Here is a 20,717-nt window from a genome sequence, read left to right as displayed (position 1 = left end):
ACGATGAAAGACAACAGCAGACGCCGGCGTTTCCGTCCGGTGGCATCGGGATTGCTCGGTGTGTTGATGCCCTTCGCACTGTCATCCACCGCCCAGACGCCCACCGCCCCGCAGCCGCTGCCGGAATCGGCGCCGCAGTTGCCGGTGAACCTGGAAAACGCGCCGATGCAGTCGCCGACGCAGCCGATGCCCTACCGGGCCGCGCTGCGCCCGGACCAGGTGCAGGCCCTGCCCGACGGCTTCAACGTCGCCGCCATCGAATCGATGGCCGAGCAGCTCACCTACGGCAACCGCGTGCCCGGCATCGCCATGGCGATCGTGCAGAACGGCCGCATCCTGTCCGCGCGCGGCTTCGGCGTCACCGACATCGGCAACCCGCAGCCGGTCGATGCGCATACCGTGTTCCGCCTCGCCTCGCTGTCCAAGGCCTTCGCCGGCACGATGGCCGGCCTGTTGGTCAACGACGGCACCCTGCGCTGGGACAGCAAGGTCACCGACTATGTGCCCGGCTTCCAGCTGGCCACGCCCGAAGCGACCGGCCGACTGACCGTAGCCGATGTGCTGAGCCATCGCGTCGGCCTGCCGTACAACGCCTACGACCGCGACATCGAAGCCAACGCCGACTACTACACGCTGACCCGCAGGCTCGCCAGCGCGCCGCTCAAGTGCGAGCCGGGCGATTGCTATGCCTACCAGAACGTCGCCTTCAGCCTGATCGGCGACGTGGTCTATGCCGCCTCCGGCAGCTTCTACGAGCAGGCGGTCGAGCGCCGCATCTTCAAGCCGCTGGGCATGAACGACGCCAGCCTCGGCCTGGCCGGCATCCAGGCCAGCCCGCGCTGGGCGCACCCGCACGTCCGCAGCCGCAACGGCTGGGTGTCGCTGTCGCCCAAGCCCACCTACTACCGCGTCGCTCCGGCCGCCGGCGTCAACGCCAGCGCCAGCGACATGGCGCAATGGCTGCTGGCCCACACCGGGCATCGCCCCGACGTGCTCCCCGCGCCGCTGCTGGCGACGCTGCACGCGCCACTGGTCAACACGCCCGGCGAGATGCGCTCGGGCTGGCGCCGCGAACGACTGGACTCGGCCGGTTATGCGCTGGGCTGGCGCGTGTTCGACTACGCCGGCCACACCGTGGTGTTCCATGCCGGCGCGGTGCAGGGCTACCGCGGCCTGGTCGCCCTGCTGCCCGAGCGCGATCTCGGCATCGCCGTATTGTGGAACGGCGAGAGCACAGTACCCAGCGGCCTGATGCCCACGATCCTGGATCGCGCCATCGGCCTGCCCACGCAGCGTTGGCTGGATGTGGATACCGACTTCGGCAGCGACAACCTGATGGCCGAGGATGCACCAGCCAGCGCCCCCCGCGGCAAGAAGGGCGTCGCCTCCGACCGCGCCACCGCCTCCCCGCGCTGACACGGCGACGCGGCATCTCTCTACCTGCAAGGCGGCTTCGGCCGCCTTTTTCATGACGCACATCCCTGTGCGTCACCCTTCGGGCGGCTTCGCCGTGAAAAACGGCTGTCCTGCCGTTTTTTCATGATGCATATCCCTGTGCACCACCCTTCGGGCGGCTTCGCCGTGAAAAACGGCTGTCCTACCACTTTTTCCATGGCGCACGTTCTTGTATGTCACCCTTCGGCTGGCTTTGCCCTGGAAACATCTGTCCTGTCGTCATCCAGGCGCGGGCGCCGTGCAACCAACATGCCGCTGCAATGACAGCCATGCCCCCCGCCCAGCAGCGAACGGGGCGGATCGATGAGATGGCGATGCCCCGGCACCGCGACCTTCGCCTCGGCCTCTGCCCGCGCCTTCCTGCAGTCGCGCCTTCGCCGCCTTCCGCGTACCCGGCATCCCGCTCGTCATTCCACCCGGCGGCCACTCCGTCGATGGCCCACCGTTCGTCCGCGCTGGCCGGACCACCGGACGAGCACGCATAAAAAAACTCCCTCCCCGCTGGGCAGTCGGGGAAGGAGTTCCAGGTACAGCTCAGCGCTGGATCAGATCAGCGGCGCCGGGGTGGCCGGAAGTGCGACCGGAGCCGCCTTCTTCTTGCGGGCAGCCGGCTTCTTCTTGGCAGCGACCTTCTTGGCGGCCGGCTTCTTGGCAGCAGCCTTCTTCGCGACCTTCTTCACCGCCTTCTTCGCGGCGGCCTTCTTGGCGACCTTCTTCACCGCCTTCTTCACTGCCTTCTTGGCAGTGGCCTTCTTGGCGACCTTCTTCACCGCCTTCTTCGCGGTGGTCTTCTTGGCAACCTTCTTCGCCGCCTTCTTCACTGCCTTCTTGGCAGTGGCCTTCTTGGCGACCTTCTTCACCGCCTTCTTCGCGGTAGTCTTCTTGGCAACCTTCTTCGCCGCCTTCTTCACTGCTTTCTTGGCAGTAGCCTTCTTGGCGACCTTCTTCACCGCCTTCTTGGCAGCAGCTTTCTTGGCGACCTTCTTCACCGCCTTCTTGGCGGCCGGTTTCTTCGCAGCTTTCTTCGTGGCCATTGGATGGCTCCTCGTCAGTGATCTATGGAATTGAAATGCCCAGTTGAAGCAAATCCGCGGTGTACCGCGGAGGACCGACGATGCGTCAGCCGCATCGTGACGGATACAGAAACACCCGCAACGATTCCCGCCACGGGTGCCATGTCTTGTTCGGGGGTGTTTCGCGGAAGGAAGCGGCTCCTGCTCCACCATCTGTGCACGTGGCGGATGTCCAGGTTGTGCTTCGCATCTGAATGTTGATCCGGCTCACTCGCTTCCGCAGCAAAGGTCTGCTGGGCGAAACCTAATCACGCTTTTTTTTACTGTCAACTACCCGCGCGAAACTTTTTCCGAAAAGCTTCACGTCGGTCGTGCCGACGACGCCCGTCTTCGCCGCGCCCACACCCATGGGCGACGCCGCCCGCATCGCGCATGCGTTCGCGGCGCATGTAAAAAACATCGTAAAAAAAGCACTATTCGTTCGCGACATGCGCGCACGCCGTTCCGCATCGCACACGCGCCGTGCGCTGGCGCGCGGCTCGGGCGGTGTGAAAAAAAAATGCCGCCGGAACCTGGATTCCATCCGCCGCGATCGCACTTTCGCGTGCCGCGGGCAACGTTTTGCGCAAACACTTCGCGCCTTCGCGAGCCGTTGTTGCCCTCCCGCGAATCGCGACGACGATATCCGGGCGTCGCTTCGTCGCCCCGATCGACTGTCGTGCGCGGCCATCGTCCATCGTCGTCGACACCCCTGGAACCGGGCGACGGATATCCGTCGTCATGCCGGTAGTCGCCTTGGCGATGCCCGGGATCATCGCCAAGGCGGCGCAGCGGCGACATGACGCCAACGAGCCGGATGCCGGAAACAGAAACGGCCGCACTGGGCGGCCGTCCTGTACGTCCGATGCGACCGGATCAGTGGTCGTCGTTTTCCAGCAGCTCGGCGTAGTCGTCCGGGCCCAGCAGTTCGTTCACCTGCTCCGGCTCGGACATCTCCACGACGAACAGCCAGCCTTCGCCGTAGGCGTCTTCGTTGATGGTCTCCGGCTTGTCGGCCAGGGCTTCGTTGACTTCGAGCACGGTGCCCGAGACCGGGCTGTAGACGTCGGAGGCGGCCTTGACCGACTCGACCACGGCGGCGGCGTTGCCGGCCTGCACCGTGTCGCCCACGCCGGGCAGTTCGACGTAGACCAGGTCGCCGAGCAAGCCCTGCGCGTGGTCGGAAATGCCGACGGTGACGCGGCCATTGCCTTCGACGCGGGCCCATTCGTGGGACTTGAGGAATTTGAGGTCGCCAGGGATCTCGCTCATGGAACTGCTCCGGAAGAAACGGTGGACGGGATGGATGCTTAGTTTAACGGACCGCGCTGGACGATGCCCCGCGCGGCCAAGGGGAATCAGACGTTGATGCCGGGCTGCGGCTGGCCGTCGCGCACGAACGGGAACTTGACCACGCGCACCGGGACTTCCTTGCCGCGGATGTCCACGCGCACGTCGCCCGGCTCGCCGGCCGGCACACGGGCGAAGGCAATGGCCTTGCCGAGCGTCGGCGAGAACGTGCCGGACAGGATCTCGCCTTCGCCGTTGGCGGTGAGCACCTTCTGCCCATGGCGCAGCACGCCCTTCTCGTCCATCACCAGGCCGATCATCTGCCGCGCGTTGCCGGCGGCCTTCTGCGCTTCCAGCACGCTACGGCCGGTGAAGTCACGGCCCTCGTCCAGGGCGACGGTCCAGGCCAGCGCCGCTTCGAACGGGCTGACGGTTTCGTCCATGTCCTGGCCGTAGAGGTTCATGCCCGCCTCCAGGCGCAGCGTGTCGCGCGCGCCGAGGCCGGCCGGCTTCACGCCCGCGGCCAGCAGTGCGTTCCAGAACGCGACGACCGCCGCCTGCGGCAGCAGCACTTCATAACCGTCCTCGCCGGTGTAGCCGGTACGCGCGACGAACAGCGGCACGCCGTCGGCGGAGGCGACCTCCAGCGCGGCGAAGCGGCCGAGCTTCTCGAGCGCGGCGCGGTCGGCCTCGGCGACCAGGCCGGCGACCAGTGCGCGCGCCTGCGGGCCCTGCACGGCGACGATGGCCAGGTCTTCGCGCTCGACGACCTCCACACCGAAGGCGGCGGCATGCTGGCGGATCCAGGCCAGGTCCTTCTCGCGGGTGGAGGCGTTGACCACCATGCGGAAGAAGTCGTCGGCCAGGAAGTAGACGATCAGGTCGTCGATCACCCCGCCCTGCGCATTGAGCATGCAGGAATACAGCGCCTTGCCGGTGACCTTGAGCTTGTCGATCGAATTGGCCAGCAGCTGGCGAAGGAACTCGCGGGTGCGCGCGCCCTTCAGGTCGACCACGGTCATGTGGCTGACGTCGAACATGCCGGCGGCGCGGCGTACCAGGTGGTGCTCGTCGATCTGCGAACCGTAATGGATCGGCATGTCCCAACCGCCGAAATCGACCATCTTGGCGCCGAGCGAGCGGTGGGTTTCGTTGAGGAGAGTCTTCAGGGTCATGGCCGTTCCATGCGAGGAAAGACGCCATTATCCCAGATGGCCGCGGGCAAAGCCCATGGCGGCGCGGGGAAGCCGCGCCGCCGTCGCCTCAGGCTTCCTGCACCTTCAGTGTCATGCCATCCACCGCCACCACGCGTACGTGGCTGCCGGCGGGCAGCTCCGGGCCGGCCACCACCCAGAACGCATCGTCGACCTTGGCCCGGCCGGCGCCGTTGGCGATGGCCTGGTCCAGCACCACCACCCGCCCGATCAGCTGCTCGGCGCGGCGGTTGAGCAGCGGCTGGTCGCTGGGCCGCGCGCGCCTGCGGAACCAGGTGCGGTAGATCTGGATCGAGACGAAGCTGAGCAGCACGAACAGCACCACCTGCATCAGCACGGCCAGGCCGTCGTATGCCCAGACCACCAGGAACACGGCGGTGGCGGCGAAGCCCATCCACAGCATGAACGCGCCGGGCGCCATCGCCTCGGCGGCGAACAGGATCACCGCCAGCGCCGCCCAGCCCATCACTTCCCAGCGCATGGCTCAGCGCCCCAGCGGCGGCGGATTGCCGCGCGACGCGGAAGCCTTGCGCTCTTCCTGTTTGGCGAACGCCTCCTTCGCCAGTTCCGCGACGCCGGCAATGGAGCCGATCACGCCGCTGGCCTCCATCGGCATCAGCACCAGCTTCTGGTTGGGCGAGCTGGCCAGCTCCTTGAAGGCTTCGACATATTTCTGCGCGATGAAGTAGTTGATCGCCTGCACGTCGCCCTGGGCGATGGCGTTGGACACCATCGTCGTCGCCTTGGCCTCGGCCTCGGCCGAGCGCTCGCGCGCCTCGGCATCGCGGAACGCGGCCTCCTTGCGGCCTTCGGCTTCCAGCACGGCGGCCTGCTTCTCGCCCTCGGCGCGCAGGATCTCGGACTGGCGTGAACCTTCGGCCTCGAGGATCTGCGCGCGCTTCTCGCGCTCGGCCTTCATCTGCCGCGCCATCGAATCGATCAGATCGCGGGGCGGCTGGATGTCGCGGATCTCGATGCGGTTGACCTTGATGCCCCAGGGATTGGTGGCATGGTCGACCACACCCAGCAGCTGCGCGTTGATGGTCTCGCGCTGGCTCAGCGATTCGTCCAGGTCCATCGAGCCGATCACGGTACGGATGTTGGTCTGCACCAGCGCGATCATCGCCACCTCCAGGTTGGCGACCTCGTAGGCGGCCTTGGCCGCGTCCAGCACCTGGAAGAACACCACGCCGTCCACCCGCACCACCGCGTTGTCCTTGGTGATGACGTCCTGGCTGGGCACGTCCAGCACCTGCTCCATCATGTTGACCTTGCGGCCGACGCCGTACACCACCGGGATCAGGAAGTGCAGGCCGGGCGACATGGTGTGGGTGTAGCGGCCGAAGCGCTCCACCGTCCATTCATAGCCCTGCGGCACCATGCGCACCGTCTTGAACAGCACGATGGCGCCGGCCACCAGGATCACCAATGCGAGAAAAACACCGCTGCCCATCAGTACGCTCCTTGTGGAATCCGATTCATGTCCGACCCGAGTATAGCCAGCCGGCGGACGCTAGAACGGCAATCGCCCGCGCAGCACCTCGGCGAACATCACCCAGTCGCCGGCGAAGGAATACAGCGGATGGCTGAACGTGGCCGGGCGGTTCTTCTCGAAGAAGAAATGCCCCACCCAGGCGAATCCATAGCCGCAGAACAAGGCGGCCAGCGCCCACGGCCAGCGCCCGGTCAACAGGGCCGCCAGCAGGCACAGCAGGGCGGCGCTGCTGCCGAGCACGTGCAGCCGGCGGCAGGTGCGGTTGCGGTGTTCGCGCAGATAGAACGGATAGAACTCGCGGAAGCTGCCGAAACGGGCCATGGCGCATCCCTCGACGGGCGATGCGCGCAGCATAGCGCCCTAGACCGTTCCGCCGCGCGGGCCGGCCATGATCACGCCCATGCCCAGCAGGCACAGGCCGGCGCCGAGCAGGTCCCAGCGGGTCGGCGCCACGCCGTCCACCCGCCACAGCCACAGCAGCGCGACGCAGACATAGACGCCGCCATAGGCGGCATAGACGCGGCCGCTGGCGGTCGGGTGCAGGGTCAGCAGCCAGGCGAACAGCGCCAGGCTGGCCGCGGCCGGCATCAGCAGCCACGCGCTGCCCTGCTGGCGCAGCCACAACCACGGCAGGTAGCAGCCGACGATCTCGGCCAGCGCGGTCAGCAGGAACAGCGCCAGCGTCTTGATCACGTCGCGCTCTTTTCGTCGCGCTTGACCGCCTGCCACAGCGCTTCCTGCTGTTCCAGGTCCAGCGCGGACATCGCCTGCCCGCGCGCGGCAGCCAGCGCTTCCATTGCGCGGAAGCGGCGCTCGAACTTGTGGTTGGCGCGGCGCAGGGCGCTGCCGGGGTCCACCCTGGCATGGCGGGCGAGATTGGCGCAGACGAACAGCAGGTCGCCGATCTCGTCTTCCAGGCGCGCATGGTTGTCCGCATAGGCCGCGGTCGCGAACTCGGCCTGCACCTCGCCGACTTCCTCGCGCAGCTTGTCCAGCACCGGCGCGACGTCGGGCCAGTCGAAACCGGTGCGCGCGGCGCGCTTCTGCAGCTTCAGCGCACGCTGCCACTCGGGCAGGCCGCGGGCAATGCCGGCCAGCGCCGAGTCATCCGTATCGCCCGCGTCGGCGCGCTCGCGCTGCTTGATCTGCTCCCAGTTGGCGACGACCTCGCCCGCATCATCGGCCCGCACATCGCCGAAGACGTGCGGATGCCGGCGCAGCATCTTGCCGCTGATCGCCGCGACCACGTCGGCGAAGCCGAACGCGCCCTGCTCGCTGGCCATCTGCGCATGGAACACCACCTGCAGCAGCAGGTCGCCGAGTTCGTCCTTGAGATCGGCCAGGTCGTTGCGGTCGATCGCGTCGGCGACCTCGTAGGCTTCCTCGATCGTGTACGGCGCGATGCTCGAGAAATCCTGCTGCAGGTCCCACGGGCAACCGCCCTGCGGATCGCGCAGGCGCGCCATGATCCGCAGCAGGGTGCCGATGTCGCCCGGCTCGCCCATGTCGCCGGCGCCGCTCACAGCCCGGCCACCCAGTCGCGCCAGGGCAGCGCCGGATCGCCCAGCGCCACGAAGTCGCCATTGAGCAGGCGCGGACGCCGGTTGTAGTGGAAGGGCTCGCCGGTATCGGCGGCCAGCAGCACGCCGCCGGCCGCTTCAAGCACGCATTGCCCGGCGGCGGTATCCCATTCGCTGGTCGGGCCCAGCCGCGGGTACACGTCCAGCGTGCCCTCGGCGATGCGGCAGAATTTCAGCGAGGAACCCTGCGCGACCAGTTCGATCTCGCCCATGCGCGCCAGCAGTTCGCCGGTACGCGCATCGCGGTGCGAGCGGCTGGCCGCCACCCGCAGCGGCAGCGCCGGTGGCCGCCGGGTGATGATCGCGTCCTCGCGGCCGCCCTCGCGGCGCCAGGCGCCCTCGCCGCGCGTGGCGTGCCAGGCGACGCCGGTCACCGGTGCCTGCACCACGCCGAACACCGGCGCGCCGTCGCGGATCAGCGCGATGTTGACGCTGAATTCGCCATTGCGCTTGATGAATTCGCGCGTGCCGTCCAGCGGATCGACCAGCCAGTAGTCCTGCCACTGGCGGCGGGTTTCCCATGGCAGCTGCGCCGATTCCTCCGATAGCACCGGCAGGTCCGGGGTCAACTGCGACAGGCCATGCACGATCACGTTGTGCGCGGCCAGGTCGGCGCTGGTGAGCGGGCTGTGATCGTCCTTGTGCTGGACGTCGAAGCCCTCGGCATAGACCTGCATGATCGCCGCGCCGGCCTGCTGGGCGATGGCGATGACGGCTTCGCGCAGTGCCGCGTCCAGGGCGCTCATCGCGCTTTCCCCAACCATTCGCGGGCGATGAACAGGGCCGCCAGCGAGCGGCCTTCGGAGAAATCCTCGCGCAGCATCAGACCGTCCAGGTCAGCCAGTTTCCAGGGCACCACTTCCAGTTCCTCGGGTTCGTCGCCGGCAAGGCGTTCGGGGTAGAGATCGCGCGCCAGCACCAGCCACGACTGGTGGCTCATGTAGGTCGGCGCCAGGGTCAGGGTGCGCAGCACGTCGATGCGGCGCGCACCGTAGCCGGCTTCCTCCTTGAGCTCGCGGTCGGCCGCCTGCTCTGGCGTCTCGCCGGCATCGATGCGGCCTTTCACCAGCCCCAGCTCGTAGCGGTGCAGGCCGGCGGCGTATTCGCGCACCAGCAGCACGGTGTCCTCGTCCAGCATCGGCACCACCACCACCGCGCCATGCCCGTGGCTGACCAGCCGCTGGAAATGCCGGCGCTCGCCGTTGGAGAACTCCAGGTCCAGGTGTTCCTGGTGGAACGGGCCGATGTCCTCCTCCACCACCTTGTGGATGAGCGGGAGCGGCCGGCTCATGCGCGGCCCCGGTCGGAGGATTGGCGGATCGCTAGAATGCGCACTGGCAGATACGTTTCCATGAGTCCGAAATGCTAGCAGACCCCGCCGTCGCGACGTTGATCCCGCTCCGTGGGAGCCGCGCATGCGCCTGACCCGCTGCGCCGTCGAACTGCCGCTGCGCGTCGGGCAGACCCTGCCGCTGCCGGAGGAAGCCGCCAATCACCTGGTGCGGGTGATGCGCCTGCGCGAAGGCGATGCCTGCGTGCTGTTCAACGGCGACGGCAGCGACTACGCCGCGACGCTGGTGGCGGTGGGCAAGCGCGACGCGCTGGTACGCATCGACGCCGCGCAGGCGCTGGACAACGAATCGCCGCTGGCCATCACCCTGCTGCAGGGCATCGCCCGCGGCGAGAAGATGGACCTGATCCTGCAGAAGGCCACCGAACTGGGCGTGACCGCCATCGTGCCGGTGAACGCCGAACGTACCGAAGTGAAACTGGACGCCGCGCGCGCGGAGAAGCGCATCGCGCACTGGCGCAGCGTGATCGGCTCGGCCTGCGGCCAGTCGGGCCGCGCGCGCATTCCGGCGCTGTCGCCACCGCTGGCGCTGTCCGCCGCGGCCGCGGCGCTACCCTTGCTGAGCCTGCGCCTGACCCTGGACCCGCAGGGCGAACACCGCCTGTCCACGCTGCCGCCGGCGCCGGCCGGCGGCGTGGTGATCGCCATCGGCCCGGAAGGCGGCTGGTCGCCGCGCGATCGCCAGCAACTGGCCGACGCCGGTTTCCAGGGGCTGCAGCTGGGCCCGCGCATCCTGCGCACCGAGACCGCCGGGCTGGCTGCCATCGCGGCGCTGCAGGCGCGGCTGGGCGATCTGTAGGAAGGCGACCGGCGGGATCGTCCGCGCGCAGACCGTCCCTCGCAACCGGCGTGGTGGCGGCGTCCCGATGTGGAAAGCGGCGCAACGCGCCGCTTCGATCGGACTCTGGTGTGCCGCGGCCGCTCCGGTCAGACCACCGCCGCCAGCGCGGCGAGCACCGCGCTTTCGATCGCATCGAGGTCCGGCAGCAGCGCACTCTGTTCGCCCAGCAGCACGCGCATGTGCACGCCCTGCGGCAGGCTTTCCTCGGAGGCGTCGGCCAGCAGGCCATCGCGCGGGACCGCGATCAGCTGCGGGAAGGACTGGGTCAGCAGCGCGAAGTACGGCATCTCCGGGTTGCCGCCCAGCGCCTTGAGCACCACCACCTTGTTGCTGCCGGCGACCGGCTCGTCACCACCGTTGAAGCGGGCATAGGACAGCAGCGGCACTTCCCAGCCCTGCCAGGCGATATAGCCGGCCAGCCAGTCGGGCGCGCCCTCGATGGGCTCCACCGTCACCCGCGACATCATTTCGGCGACGGTGGCGTTGGGCAGCAGTACGCGCTCGACGCCGGCCTGGATCAGGACGCCACGGACTTCATCGTTGCTTGCATAACTCATGGTCGATTCCTTGATCGTATGCGGCTCAGCCGAAGCTGCGCTGGACGAGCTCGCCGGCGAGGTATTCGGGCGGACCGGCCGGATGGCCGGCCACGGCCAGCTGGCTGGCGGCTTCCGGGTCGTAGCAGCCGTCGCCGCTCTGCCCGGCCACCCAGCCGCCGCGCCCGGCGAATTCCAGCGCCGCCGGCACCAGCGCCGGGTCGGCACCGCTGAGCATCACCACCGCCGAGCGCTCCACCGGCAGCGCCTGCAGCACCGGCGCCGGCTCGGCGGCGAAGCGCAACCCGCCCGCCTGCGGCATCACCCCGACGCCGTCCTGCAGCACATAGACATTGCCGCCTTCCAGCGCCTGCCCGGTTTCGGCCAGCGCGACCGGCAGCATGGTCACGCGCGACATCTGCTTGACGAGGTTGGCGTAGCGGCCGCCGTCCAGGCGCATCTGCACCAGCACCGGCAGCAGGTAATCGTCCGGCAGCGCGCTCAGCAGGCGGCGCACCGCATCCGGTCCACCGATGCCGGCCAGCACCAGCAGCACGCCCTGGGCTGCAGCCTCTGCTTCCGATTCCAGTTCGACCAGCGACAGCGCGCCGGTGCCGATGGCGGCGGCTGCGGCCTCCTGTGGCGCATCATCCACGGCCGGCGTGGCGACCGGCGATGCCGCAGCAGCGTAGGCATCGTCCTCGAGCAGCGACCAGCTGTGGAAGCTGCCAGGCAAAGGCCCGGTACCAACCGGAGCCGGCTCCGCGGCATCCGGGAGCGGCGGCAGTTCGGGCGGCAGCACCGGCGCGGCGCCAGCGTCGGGCTCCGGCCTGGATGGCGCCATGGCCATCAATTCCTCGAAGGTCAGCACTTCCGGCCGGTCGATGGCAGCCGGCGGCGCATACAACGTGTCGGCCGGCACCTCGTCGATGTGCAGCACGGCCTCGTCGACGTGGAACTGCAGCGGCGCATCGGCATGGCGCTCGTCCGGACGCTCCGGCATGCCCGGCTCGAGCAGCGGCAGCGCTTCTTCTTCCTGCCCCGGCGGCAAGACCTGGTCGTGGCCCTGCAGCTTGGCGGCGAGGTGTCGCGTCCAGCGCTGCGCGTCCCAGCCTTCACGGCGCGCGGCCAGTTCGGCCTCCTCGAACATCAGCTCCAGCTGTGGCGCTTCCAGTGCCGGGGCAAGGCGCTCCAGCGCGTCCTCCACCGCCGGCTCCAGCGCCACCAGCACCATCGCCGGCCCGACGGCCTGCAGTGCGGCCGGGTCCAGCGCGGCCGGATCCTCTTCCAGCACCAGCGCGCCGCCAGCGGCGAGCACCGCCTCCTTCAGGCGCTCGCGGGCCGCACCGGGCCGCGCCAGCAGGGCGACCGGCCTGACGGCGGAACGGTCACTCGCGGACACGGGCGATCCCCAGCAGGTCATAGACATTGCGCATCAGATCCAGCTCCTGGTACGGCTTGCCAAGATAGCGCTGCACGCCGATCTCGAATGCGCGCTGGCGGTGCTTGTCGCCGCTGCGCGAGGTGATCATCACGATCGGCACGTCCTTGTAGCGCGGATCGGCGCGCATCGCGGTGGCCAGCTCGTAGCCATCCATGCGCGGCATTTCGATGTCCAGCAGCATCAGGTCCGGTACGCGTTCTTCCAGCCGTTCCAGCGCCTCGATGCCATCGCGCGCGGCCACCACTTCGAAATTGTGGCGTTCCAGCACGCGGCCGGTGACCTTGCGCATGGTCAGCGAGTCGTCCACCACCATCACCAGCGGCACATGGCGCTGCTGGCCGACCGCGGCCACTTCCACCGGCTGCTGCGGCTGCGACAGGTGGCGACGCACCAGCGGCGCCACGTCCAGGATCACCACGACGTTGCCTTCGCCGGTGATGGTGGCGCCGTAGATGCCCGGGACCGAGGCGATCTGCAGGCCCACCGGCTTGACCACGATTTCGCGGTTGCCCAGCACCTGGTCGATCGCCACGGCGGCGCGCAGGTCGCCGGCGCGCACCAGCAGCAGCGGGATCTGTGGCTGGCCTTCGGCCTTGGCCGCGGCCTGCCCGACCAGCGTGCCGAGATCGTGCAGCGCGAAGTCCTCGCCGTTGTAGTGGTAGCCGCCCTGTCCGGATTCGAAACGCTCGCGGGCGATGCGGCCGATGCCGCTGACCGATGCGACCGGCACGGCGAAGGTGGTCTCGCCGATGCGCACGAACACCGCCTGGGTGACGGCCAGCGTCTGCGGCAGGCGCAGGGTGAAGGTGACGCCCTGCCCGCGCACGGTGTGGATGTCCACCGAACCGCCGAGCTGGCGCACTTCATTGCGCACCACGTCCATGCCCACGCCGCGGCCGGCGAGCTGGCTGACCTGCTCGCTGGTGCTGAAGCCGGAGGCGAAGATGAGGTTGTCCAGCTGCGTGTCGTCGAGCTGTTCGCCGGGCTGGATCAGGCCGCGCTGCTCGCCGCGGCGACGGATCGCCTCGCGGTCCAGGCCGGCACCGTCGTCGGCCACTTCCAGCACGATTTCCGAACCTTCACGGCGCAGGCGCAGGGTGATGCTGCCTTCCTCCGGCTTGCCGGCGGCGACGCGCTGTTCCGGCGTCTCCAGGCCATGGGCCACGGAGTTGCGCAGCATGTGCTCCAGCGGCGCGACCATGCGGTCGAGCACGTTGCGGTCGAGTTCGCCGTGCGTGCCTTCCAGGTTCAGGTGCACCTGCTTGCCGATGTCGTGCGCGGCCTGCCGCACCACGCGGCGCAGGCGCGGCACCAGGCCGTCGAACGGCACCATGCGCGCGCGCATCAGGCCGTCCTGCAGTTCCGAGCTGACGCGCGACTGCTGCTGCAGCAGGGCATCGTAGTTGCGTGACAGGTCGTCCAGCACGCCCTGCAGGCCGCCAAGGTCGGCCGCCGACTCGTTCAGCGCGCGGCTGAGCTGCTGCAGCGTGGAGAAGCGGTCCAGCTCCAGCGGATCGAACGCCTGGTCGGCCTGCTCCTGCTCGCGGCGGTAGCGGGCCACGATCTGTGCTTCGGTTTCCAGGTCCAGGCGGCGCAGCTGGTCGCGCAGGCGGGCGTTGGTCCGGTCCAGCTCGCCCATGGCGCTGCGGAACGCGCCCAGCTGCTGTTCCAGGCGCGAGCGGTAGATCGCCACTTCACCGGCGTGGTTGACCAGGCGGTCGAGCAGGTCGGCGCGGACACGCACCTGCTCCTGGGCACGGGTGGCGCCCTCCTCGTCCACGGCCTGCGTCTCGACGACCGGCGCCGACAACGGCTCGGCGGCGATGCCGGCAGGCGCCAGCGGCAGCAGTTCGGCGACCGGTGCGTCGGCAGCGGCCGGAAGTTCCTGGGCCATTTCCGCGTCGGGCGGAACGTCCGCGACGGCATCGTCGCCGGCATCGGCCATCGACAACGGTGCCAAGGTGGCGGTCGCTTCCGGTTCCGGCAACGCTTCCATTCCGGCGGCCGGCATCGATTCGACCGGCTGCAACGGCTGCGCGATGGTTTCCGGCGCTTCGGCGCGACCGGCGGTGCGGGCTTCGAACGCCTCGATGAGATCGACCGGCATCTGTACCGCGCGGTGCGCGCCGGTGCGGATCAGCAACTGGTGCAGGCGGTCGAAACCGCGCTCCAGCAGTTGCACGTCGCTGCGGCCGATCTCGGTACGGCTGGCCGCCACCGCTTCCAGCAGCGATTCGATGCCGTGGCCAAGGTCGCCGATGGCATTGATGCCCGCCATGCGCGCGCCGCCCTTGAGCGTATGCAGGTCGCGCTGCAGCCCGGCCAGCAGTTCGCGGTCTTCCGGCGCCGAACGCAGTTCGCTGATGAGGCGGTCGCAGTGGTCGAGCAGGTCCTTGCCTTCCTCGACGAAGATATCGACCAGTTCGCGATCGAGGTCGTCGAAATCGAGCGGGCCGGCATCGAATGCCGCCGCTTCCAGGGCTGCCGCGGGAACCGCGGTGTCCTGCACCGGCATGGTCAGCGGCGCCAGTTCGATCGGCGCTTCGACGACCGGCACGACGGGTTCGGGTTCGGCGACAACGTCGCCCTGCGTGGCCTCGATGGTGGTTTCAGTCGGTTCATCGACAAGCTCGGCCGCCGGTTTGGCAGCCTCCAGCACCGGCTCGACCGGAGCAGCCGTCTCTTCCACGGCCAGCGCGGCGAGCGAGTCGTCGAACGCGGCCACGGTATCGCCGGCCGCACTTTCTTCGAATGCACCCGCCTCGAACGCATCCGCCGGCGCAGCAACGGCATCGTCCACCACCAGCGAATGCCCGGACGGCTGCGGCTCCTTGTCAGCTGCGGCGACCGGTGCATCGTCCGTCACCGACGCCTCGACAGGCTCGACGACGGCCGGCGCCTCTTCCATCACCGGTTCGGCCACCAGCTCGGTGCCCGCATATTCCTCCGGCGCGACGGCATCCAGCGACAGCGCAGTCCCGGCGGCATCCGCCCCCCCGCCCAGCTCAGCGTGCGTTTCCGGCGCATCGTGCGACAGGCCGGAAACTTCCGGCTGTGCTTCGTTTTCAGGCTCGGCCGGCCATTCGAAGACCGACACCGCGGCCGGCTCTTCCACTGCGGCGGCAGGCGTTTCGGCCTCCACTGGCGGATGCTCCGCGGTGGCCTGGCCCGGCGAGCCGGCAAACGAGGTTTCCAGCAGCGCGGGATCGAAATAGGCGGAAAGATCGCTGATGCCGGCCAGTTCCTCGGCCACCGGCAGCGCTGCCGGCGTCGATTCCACGTCGGCGGCCGACGCGGGCGCGGCCGGCATGTCTTCCTCGTCGATGTCCTCGTGCACCTGCGGCGGCCACTGCACCTCCGGCAAGGCATCGGCCAGCGCCTGCAGGCGCGCGGCCAGCGGCGCGAACGACGGGATCAGCGGCGACGGCGCCTGCAGCGCGGTGATGGTGGTGGCCACGGCGGTGGCGGCCTCGCCCAGCGCGGCGACGCCCTCAACGGACGGAACCACCGCGTTGGCGAGCGAGCGCTTCACGAACGACTCGACCGGTGCGGTCACCGCGGTGATCTCCGGCACCTCGGTCATCGCGAAGGCGCCGCTCATGGTGTGCACGGCGCGCAGCAGCTCCTCGCTCGCCGGCTGCGGCTCGGGACGCGACTGCGACAGCCAGGCCTCGACCGTGGCCAGGTGCTGGCCCACTTCGGCTTCGAGGATCTCGCGCAGCACGCTGTCCACCGAGGCCGGCGTACCAGTGGCGGCCGCGGTCGCGGGCACTGCTGCCACCGGGGTCGTGGCCGGTGCCACGGCAGCCCCAGCGACATGGAAGGCTTCCTCGCCGGCGGCGACGCGGTCGGCGATGTCCTGCAGGCCCGGCACGTCGGCGTGGATGCGGCCGTTGTCGCGCAGTGCGGCATTGAACTGCGGCAACACGTCGAAGGCCTGGTTGACCAGGGCCACCACCGCCGGGCTGGCAGGACGGCTGCCGTCGAGCACGCGGTTGAGCATGCTCTCGATCTTCCAGCTGAACTCGCCGAGCGTGCGCGCGCCGACCAGGCGGCCGCTGCCCTTGAGCGTATGGAACACGCGCCGCACCGGGCGCAGGCGCTCCATGCTGTCCGGCGCGGCACGCCATGCCGGCAGCAGGCGCCCCAGGTTCAGCAGCTCCTCGTCGAACTCCTCGATGAACACATCGCGGATGTCCTGGTCGATCTGCTCGGCATCGTTGTCGAAACCGCCGTCCAGGCCTTCGCCAGCCTCAAGGGTGGCAACGGCCATCTCGGCCGGCGCCGCGGCGACAGGCGCCGCTTCCGTTTCGGCCGGCAACTCGAACGGATCGAAGGAGGCAGCGGCCTTGTCCAGCTCGGCCATGAAGGCTGCCATCTCGTGGTCCGCCGCGGGCGCCGCGTCGGCAGGGCCGATCGCAGCGGGAACCTCGGTTTCCATCGCGGCGTCATCGGCCGGCGTGGCGTCCATCCCGGACCGCGCGGCCACCTCGGCGGCAACCGGCTCCTCGATGGTGAATTCGAATGGCGATGCATCGATGGGCAGCTGCGTGCCGGCGTCGCCCGCCGCGGCCGGCGTCCACGACTCGGAACCGACCGGATCGAAGGCCAGGAAATCGCTGGAAGCAGCGTGTTCCGCCTGCGGCATGCCGTCGTCGGATGCCGGCTGGAAGCCGGTATCGAAGTCCAGCGGCGCGACGGTCGCGGCCGGACCATCCGCCTCGGCGGACAGGTCTTCGGCAGCCACTGGATCGAACGAGAAGGAGGAAGCGGCATCGAACGACGGCAGCGGCGGCGGCTCGGTGGCCGCCACCGGCGAAGCCAGCGCCGTACGTGCGTGGATGGCGTCGCCGAACACCAGCGGACGGGCCGGCGGCGCGAACGAAGCAACGGCCTCTTCTTCCTGTACCACCGGCGCGCCAGACAGCTGCCCAGCGTCTTCGACGAACGCCGTGACATCCCGGGTTTCCTGCCGATCCTGTACCTCGTCCACGGCGGACGCGGCAACCGGCGCCAACGGGGCGGAAACAGCCTCCTCCTGCGCGCCTGCCACCGGTACCGGCCAGTAGCGCAGCGCCTCCAGGCTGCTGCGGGTGATGTCCAGGATCTCCTCGCGGCCCGGGCGCCGCTCGCGCAGCGCTTCGAGGTAGTACTCGAGGCTGGCCATGGCATCGGCCAGCGTATCCAGCTGGCGCCCGCCGGGGATGCGCCTGCGCCCGATCAGTTCGACGCCGATGTACTGGCGGATGCCGTTCATGTAGTCCGCGGGCGCCTGCAGGTCAAGCATGCGCAGCGCGCCGGAAACCTCGTCGAGCAGGCGCGGCACGTCCTGCAGGCGCGCGTGGTCCCAGTTGGTCTCGATGAAGGCGACGAAGGCTTCGCGCGCGGCGGCGAAATTGGCGATGGCCTCGTGCGCCAGCACCTCGACCGTGCGCCGGGTCTCCACCGCGGCCGGGTCTTCATCGCCCTCCAGGTTGGCGCCGAGGTAGGCGACCTGGTCGTCCAGCGAGGCGTCGACGTAGAGCAGCGCGCCCGCGATGTCGAGCAGCAGGTTGTCGTCGATGGGACGGCTGCCGTCCACCACTTCGCGCAGCGCGTCGCGCTGCTGCGCGACCACGCCGCGGGCCACGCCCAGCCCCATCACGCCCAGCGTGTCGGACACGGCGCCCAGTTCGTTGACCTGGGTCTGCAGATCGGCGGTCGCACCGCCCAGACGCACATGCAGGTCCAGCGCATCCTTGATGCGCAGCAGTTCTTCCTTCACCGCGTTGCCGACCGTGTCCAGCAGCTCGCGGTTGCGCCCCTGCAGGCTGCCCCGCGCATGTTCCAGTTCGGCCTCGCTGGCCTTGCCCGCTTCCGGGTCGAAGGCCAGCAGCACGCCTTCGTTGATGCCCTCGGCGGCGCGCGCGGCGCGGATTTCATTGAGCAGCGGCAGCAGCACGATCGGAATGTCGCGGTGGCCGTTCTGCAGGCGCTCCAGGTAATCGGGCAGCAGCACGGTGCCGCGCATCAGGGTGGCGCAGGCTTCGTCGCGGTCCGGCACGGCGCCATCGCGCACGGCGTCGGCCAGCAGCTCCAGTTCCTCGGCCACCATCGCCGGGGCATACAGCTCGACCATCCGCAGCGTGCCCTGCACCTGGTGCAGGTAGCTGGCGCAGAAGCGCATGCGGCTGGTGTCGGCCGGATCTTCGACGAAGTATTCGATCTCGCTGCGCGCCTGGCGCAGGGTCTCGTCCAGCTCCGGCTTGACCCAGCCCAGCGCCGCGTGGCTCATCGCATCGCGCAAGGTACTCATCGCACTCCCCCGTGCAGCATCGTTCGCTTGCCGTCCGGGCGGCCCTGTTCTGCGGTATGACGACACATCATCTGCTGGTTCCTTTCCATCCCCGCCCGTTCAACCGGTTCAGGCCGGCAGCTTGAAGTCGGCCACCGAACGGCGCAGGTCCGCGGCCAGCTGGTTGAGCTGGCCAAGCGAATCGGCGGTCTGCCCGGCACCCTGCGAGGTCTGGCCGGTGATCTGCCGGATCACGCCCATGGTCTGGGTGATGTCGGTAGCGGCGGCGGCCTGCTGGTGGGCGGCGATGGAGATGTTCTTGATCAAGGTGTTGAGCGCGTTGGACACGCGTTCGATTTCGGTCAGCGCGGTACCCGCGTCCTCGGCAAGGCGCGCACCGGACACCACTTCGGCGGTGGTCTGTTCCATCGAGGTGACCGCTTCGTTGGTATCGGCCTGAATCGCCTGCACCAGGCCTTCGATTCGACGCGTCGCGCCCGAAGTGCGTTCTGCCAGTCGCTGCACCTCGTCGGCCACGACCGCGAAACCACGGCCCGCCTCGCCGGCCGATGCCGCCTGCACGGCCGCGTTCAGCGCCAGGATGTTGGTCTGTTCGGAAATGTCGTTGATCAGTTCCACGATCGAGCCGATTTCCTGCGACGACTCGCCCAGACGCTTGATGCGCTTGGAGGTTTCCTGGATCTGGTCGCGGATCTGGTCCATGCCCTGGATGGTCTGGCGCACCACGCCGGCGCCCTCGGTGGCGATGACCACCGAACGCTGTGCCACTTCGGCCGATTCGCTGGAGTTGCGCGACACCTGTTCGATGGACGAGGCGATTTCGCCGATGCGGTCCGAGGCGCTGGTGATCTCGTCGGCCTGGTGGCCGGCCGCTTCGGCCAGCTGCATGGCGGTGGCCTGGGTTTCCTGCGCCGACACCGCCACCTTGCTGGAGATGTCGTTGATCGTGGTCACCAGGTGGCGCAGTTCGTCCACGGCGTAGTTGATCGCGTCGGCGATGGCGCCGGTCATGTCCTCGGTCACCGAGGCCTTCACCGTCAGGTCGCCTTCACCCAGCGAGCTGATTTCGTCCAGCAGCCGCATGATCGCCTGCTGGTTGCGGCTGTTGAATTCCACCTGGGTCTGGTAACGCAGCTCCTGCTCGCGCGACCGGCTGCGCACCGTGCTCCACACGAAGCCGATGATCGACAGCACCGACAGCGCACCGAACACCACGCTCCACCAGAAATTCGGGAAGATGCGGGTGTCGCGGGTGGAACCGAACGCGGAGAAGGCGTCGAACAGCTTGCGGCTGTTGTCCAGCATGCGGTCCGAGCCGCTGGCCAGGGCCGCGGCCGAGGACTGCGCGGCGAACAGGTTGCGCGAGCTGGCCAGGATCGCGTCGGCGTCCTTCTTCATCTTGGTCCACTGGCTGGTCGACTGCTCCAGCGCCACCTGTGCGTTGGGGTTGCGCACCGCGGCGATGCCCAGCTCCTCGTTGCCGCTGCGCAGGCCTTCGAGCACCTGGGTGAACACCGTCATATCGCGCGCCAGCGCGTCGCCGGCACCGCTGGCGCCGGGGCCGCCGGCGCGGATTTCGGTGACGCGGCGGGCCATGGAGCCGACCACCACGACCTGCTGCAGGCCGTTGTAGATCTGCGCGGACTGGGCGCCGCCGGCGGTCATCGCGCGCACCACTTCGTTCAACTGCGCCTGCAGCTGCGGCACAGCGCCGACGAAGCTGTCGGCGTTGCCGGCCAGCGCCAGGACGGCGGGCTCGCTGGCCACGATCTGTTCGGCGTTCTTGGACAGCGGCTGCCAGGTCTCGACCAGCTGGCGCAGCGGCGCGGCCACGCCGGCCTCCTCGCCGAAGCGGCTCTTCAGCTCGCCCACGGTGCGGTCGACCTTGGCGCGGGTGTCCTTGAACGCGGCATAGGCCTCGCGGTTGCCGGCCACCGCCTCGCGGCCCTGGTTGGCCAACTGCTGCGACAGCACCTGCAGGTCGGCCGCGCCGGTGCCCGCGCCTGCCAGACGGCTACCCTGCCAGGTCGCGACGCCGGTGTTGGCGCCGAACACGATCATCGACAGTACCAGCAGGCCCAGCCAGAAATTGGTACCCACGTTGCCAAGCTTGCCGGCCTTGGCGGTGTCCGGAGCAGTACTCATGTTTCGACCTCGGTATCCA

At 69.0% G+C, this 20,717-nt stretch carries 17 protein-coding genes; 3 read left to right on the top strand and 14 right to left on the bottom strand.

The window, feature by feature from the left end; translation table 11 throughout:
• Positions 1 to 3: 3 nt before the first annotated feature.
• Complete coding sequence (locus tag AC1DGW_RS09615) at positions 4 to 1,416, top strand: serine hydrolase domain-containing protein (protein ID WP_478022157.1); 1,413 nt, start codon at positions 4 to 6, stop codon at positions 1,414 to 1,416.
• A 584-nt stretch (positions 1,417 to 2,000) separates the two neighbouring features.
• Here AC1DGW_RS09615 and AC1DGW_RS09610 read toward each other — a convergent pair.
• Positions 2,001 to 2,489, bottom strand: a complete 489-nt coding sequence (locus AC1DGW_RS09610; RefSeq protein WP_478022155.1) for a hypothetical protein — start codon at positions 2,487 to 2,489, stop codon at positions 2,001 to 2,003.
• Positions 2,490 to 2,875: 386 nt separating this feature from the next.
• Here AC1DGW_RS09610 and AC1DGW_RS09605 point away from each other — a divergent pair, with 386 nt between their 5' ends.
• Positions 2,876 to 3,310, top strand: a complete 435-nt coding sequence (locus tag AC1DGW_RS09605) for a hypothetical protein (protein ID WP_478022153.1) — start codon at positions 2,876 to 2,878, stop codon at positions 3,308 to 3,310.
• A 73-nt stretch (positions 3,311 to 3,383) separates the two neighbouring features.
• Here AC1DGW_RS09605 and gcvH read toward each other — a convergent pair whose 3' ends face one another.
• The 9 genes from gcvH to nudE form a co-directional block, all read right to left on the bottom strand.
• Positions 3,384 to 3,779, bottom strand: coding sequence for a glycine cleavage system protein GcvH (gene gcvH / locus AC1DGW_RS09600; RefSeq protein WP_478022151.1), 396 nt, complete (start codon positions 3,777 to 3,779; stop codon positions 3,384 to 3,386).
• A gap of 86 nt (positions 3,780 to 3,865) precedes the next feature.
• On the bottom strand, positions 3,866 to 4,972 hold the full coding sequence (gene gcvT, locus AC1DGW_RS09595) for a glycine cleavage system aminomethyltransferase GcvT (RefSeq protein ID WP_478022148.1): 1,107 nt from the start codon (positions 4,970 to 4,972) through the stop codon (positions 3,866 to 3,868).
• A gap of 88 nt (positions 4,973 to 5,060) precedes the next feature.
• Positions 5,061 to 5,492 carry an NfeD family protein gene (locus AC1DGW_RS09590; RefSeq protein ID WP_478022144.1) on the bottom strand — a complete coding sequence of 144 codons (432 nt, stop codon included), beginning with the start codon at positions 5,490 to 5,492 and terminating at the stop codon, positions 5,061 to 5,063.
• A gap of 3 nt (positions 5,493 to 5,495) precedes the next feature.
• Entirely contained in the window at positions 5,496 to 6,464 is a 969-nt protein-coding gene (locus tag AC1DGW_RS09585) for an SPFH domain-containing protein (RefSeq protein ID WP_478022141.1), read from the bottom strand.
• Positions 6,465 to 6,524: 60 nt separating this feature from the next.
• Positions 6,525 to 6,827: an Mpo1-like protein gene (locus tag AC1DGW_RS09580; RefSeq protein ID WP_478022139.1), complete on the bottom strand. Its 303-nt coding sequence runs from the start codon at positions 6,825 to 6,827 to the stop codon at positions 6,525 to 6,527.
• A 39-nt stretch (positions 6,828 to 6,866) separates the two neighbouring features.
• Positions 6,867 to 7,196: a YnfA family protein gene (locus AC1DGW_RS09575; RefSeq protein WP_478022231.1), complete on the bottom strand. Its 330-nt coding sequence runs from the start codon at positions 7,194 to 7,196 to the stop codon at positions 6,867 to 6,869.
• Positions 7,196 to 8,011 carry a nucleoside triphosphate pyrophosphohydrolase gene (gene mazG / locus AC1DGW_RS09570; RefSeq protein WP_478022229.1) on the bottom strand — a complete coding sequence of 272 codons (816 nt, stop codon included), beginning with the start codon at positions 8,009 to 8,011 and terminating at the stop codon, positions 7,196 to 7,198. Before mazG ends, AC1DGW_RS09575 begins: the two co-directional genes overlap by 1 nt.
• Positions 8,012 to 8,025: 14 nt before the next feature.
• A complete protein-coding gene (cysQ, locus tag AC1DGW_RS09565) occupies positions 8,026 to 8,832 on the bottom strand; it encodes a 3'(2'),5'-bisphosphate nucleotidase CysQ (protein WP_478022137.1) in 807 nt (268 codons plus the stop codon).
• The gene (nudE, locus tag AC1DGW_RS09560) at positions 8,829 to 9,377 is read right to left on the bottom strand and encodes an ADP compounds hydrolase NudE (RefSeq protein ID WP_478022135.1); all 549 of its coding nucleotides are present in this window, start codon (positions 9,375 to 9,377) and stop codon (positions 8,829 to 8,831) included. Before nudE ends, cysQ begins: the two co-directional genes overlap by 4 nt.
• Before the next feature lie 124 nt (positions 9,378 to 9,501).
• On the opposite strand from nudE, the gene AC1DGW_RS09555 reads away from it, so the two are divergent.
• Positions 9,502 to 10,236: a 16S rRNA (uracil(1498)-N(3))-methyltransferase gene (locus tag AC1DGW_RS09555; protein WP_478022133.1), complete on the top strand. Its 735-nt coding sequence runs from the start codon at positions 9,502 to 9,504 to the stop codon at positions 10,234 to 10,236.
• A gap of 128 nt (positions 10,237 to 10,364) precedes the next feature.
• On the opposite strand, the gene AC1DGW_RS09550 is transcribed toward AC1DGW_RS09555, so the two are convergent.
• The 4 genes from AC1DGW_RS09550 to AC1DGW_RS09535 form a co-directional block, all read right to left on the bottom strand.
• Complete coding sequence (locus tag AC1DGW_RS09550) at positions 10,365 to 10,835, bottom strand: chemotaxis protein CheW (RefSeq protein WP_478022131.1); 471 nt, start codon at positions 10,833 to 10,835, stop codon at positions 10,365 to 10,367.
• A gap of 25 nt (positions 10,836 to 10,860) precedes the next feature.
• Positions 10,861 to 12,216: a chemotaxis protein CheB gene (locus AC1DGW_RS09545; RefSeq protein WP_478022129.1), complete on the bottom strand. Its 1,356-nt coding sequence runs from the start codon at positions 12,214 to 12,216 to the stop codon at positions 10,861 to 10,863.
• Entirely contained in the window at positions 12,203 to 18,553 is a 6,351-nt protein-coding gene (locus AC1DGW_RS09540) for an Hpt domain-containing protein (RefSeq protein ID WP_478022127.1), read from the bottom strand. Before AC1DGW_RS09540 ends, AC1DGW_RS09545 begins: the two co-directional genes overlap by 14 nt.
• Before the next feature lie 108 nt (positions 18,554 to 18,661).
• Positions 18,662 to 20,698 carry a methyl-accepting chemotaxis protein gene (locus AC1DGW_RS09535; RefSeq protein ID WP_478022125.1) on the bottom strand — a complete coding sequence of 679 codons (2,037 nt, stop codon included), beginning with the start codon at positions 20,696 to 20,698 and terminating at the stop codon, positions 18,662 to 18,664.
• Between the last annotated feature and the right edge of the window lie 19 nt (positions 20,699 to 20,717).

The sequence above is a fragment of the Stenotrophomonas sp. 05N423 genome (assembly GCF_056397145.1).
This window is presented reverse-complemented; position numbering and strand designations above follow the sequence as displayed.

Coding starts and splice junctions, on each gene's coding strand:
- AC1DGW_RS09615 (WP_478022157.1), top strand. CDS start 4: ATGAAAGACAACAGCAGACGCCGGCGTTTCCGTCCGGTGGCATCGGGA.
- AC1DGW_RS09610 (WP_478022155.1), bottom strand. CDS start 2,489: ATGGCCACGAAGAAAGCTGCGAAGAAACCGGCCGCCAAGAAGGCGGTG.
- AC1DGW_RS09605 (WP_478022153.1), top strand. CDS start 2,876: ATGGGCGACGCCGCCCGCATCGCGCATGCGTTCGCGGCGCATGTAAAA.
- gcvH (WP_478022151.1), bottom strand. CDS start 3,779: ATGAGCGAGATCCCTGGCGACCTCAAATTCCTCAAGTCCCACGAATGG.
- gcvT (WP_478022148.1), bottom strand. CDS start 4,972: ATGACCCTGAAGACTCTCCTCAACGAAACCCACCGCTCGCTCGGCGCC.
- AC1DGW_RS09590 (WP_478022144.1), bottom strand. CDS start 5,492: ATGCGCTGGGAAGTGATGGGCTGGGCGGCGCTGGCGGTGATCCTGTTC.
- AC1DGW_RS09585 (WP_478022141.1), bottom strand. CDS start 6,464: ATGGGCAGCGGTGTTTTTCTCGCATTGGTGATCCTGGTGGCCGGCGCC.
- AC1DGW_RS09580 (WP_478022139.1), bottom strand. CDS start 6,827: ATGGCCCGTTTCGGCAGCTTCCGCGAGTTCTATCCGTTCTATCTGCGC.
- mazG (WP_478022229.1), bottom strand. CDS start 8,011: ATGGGCGAGCCGGGCGACATCGGCACCCTGCTGCGGATCATGGCGCGC.
- cysQ (WP_478022137.1), bottom strand. CDS start 8,832: ATGAGCGCCCTGGACGCGGCACTGCGCGAAGCCGTCATCGCCATCGCC.
- nudE (WP_478022135.1), bottom strand. CDS start 9,377: ATGAGCCGGCCGCTCCCGCTCATCCACAAGGTGGTGGAGGAGGACATC.
- AC1DGW_RS09555 (WP_478022133.1), top strand. CDS start 9,502: ATGCGCCTGACCCGCTGCGCCGTCGAACTGCCGCTGCGCGTCGGGCAG.
- AC1DGW_RS09550 (WP_478022131.1), bottom strand. CDS start 10,835: ATGAGTTATGCAAGCAACGATGAAGTCCGTGGCGTCCTGATCCAGGCC.
- AC1DGW_RS09540 (WP_478022127.1), bottom strand. CDS start 18,553: ATGAGTACCTTGCGCGATGCGATGAGCCACGCGGCGCTGGGCTGGGTC.
- AC1DGW_RS09535 (WP_478022125.1), bottom strand. CDS start 20,698: ATGAGTACTGCTCCGGACACCGCCAAGGCCGGCAAGCTTGGCAACGTG.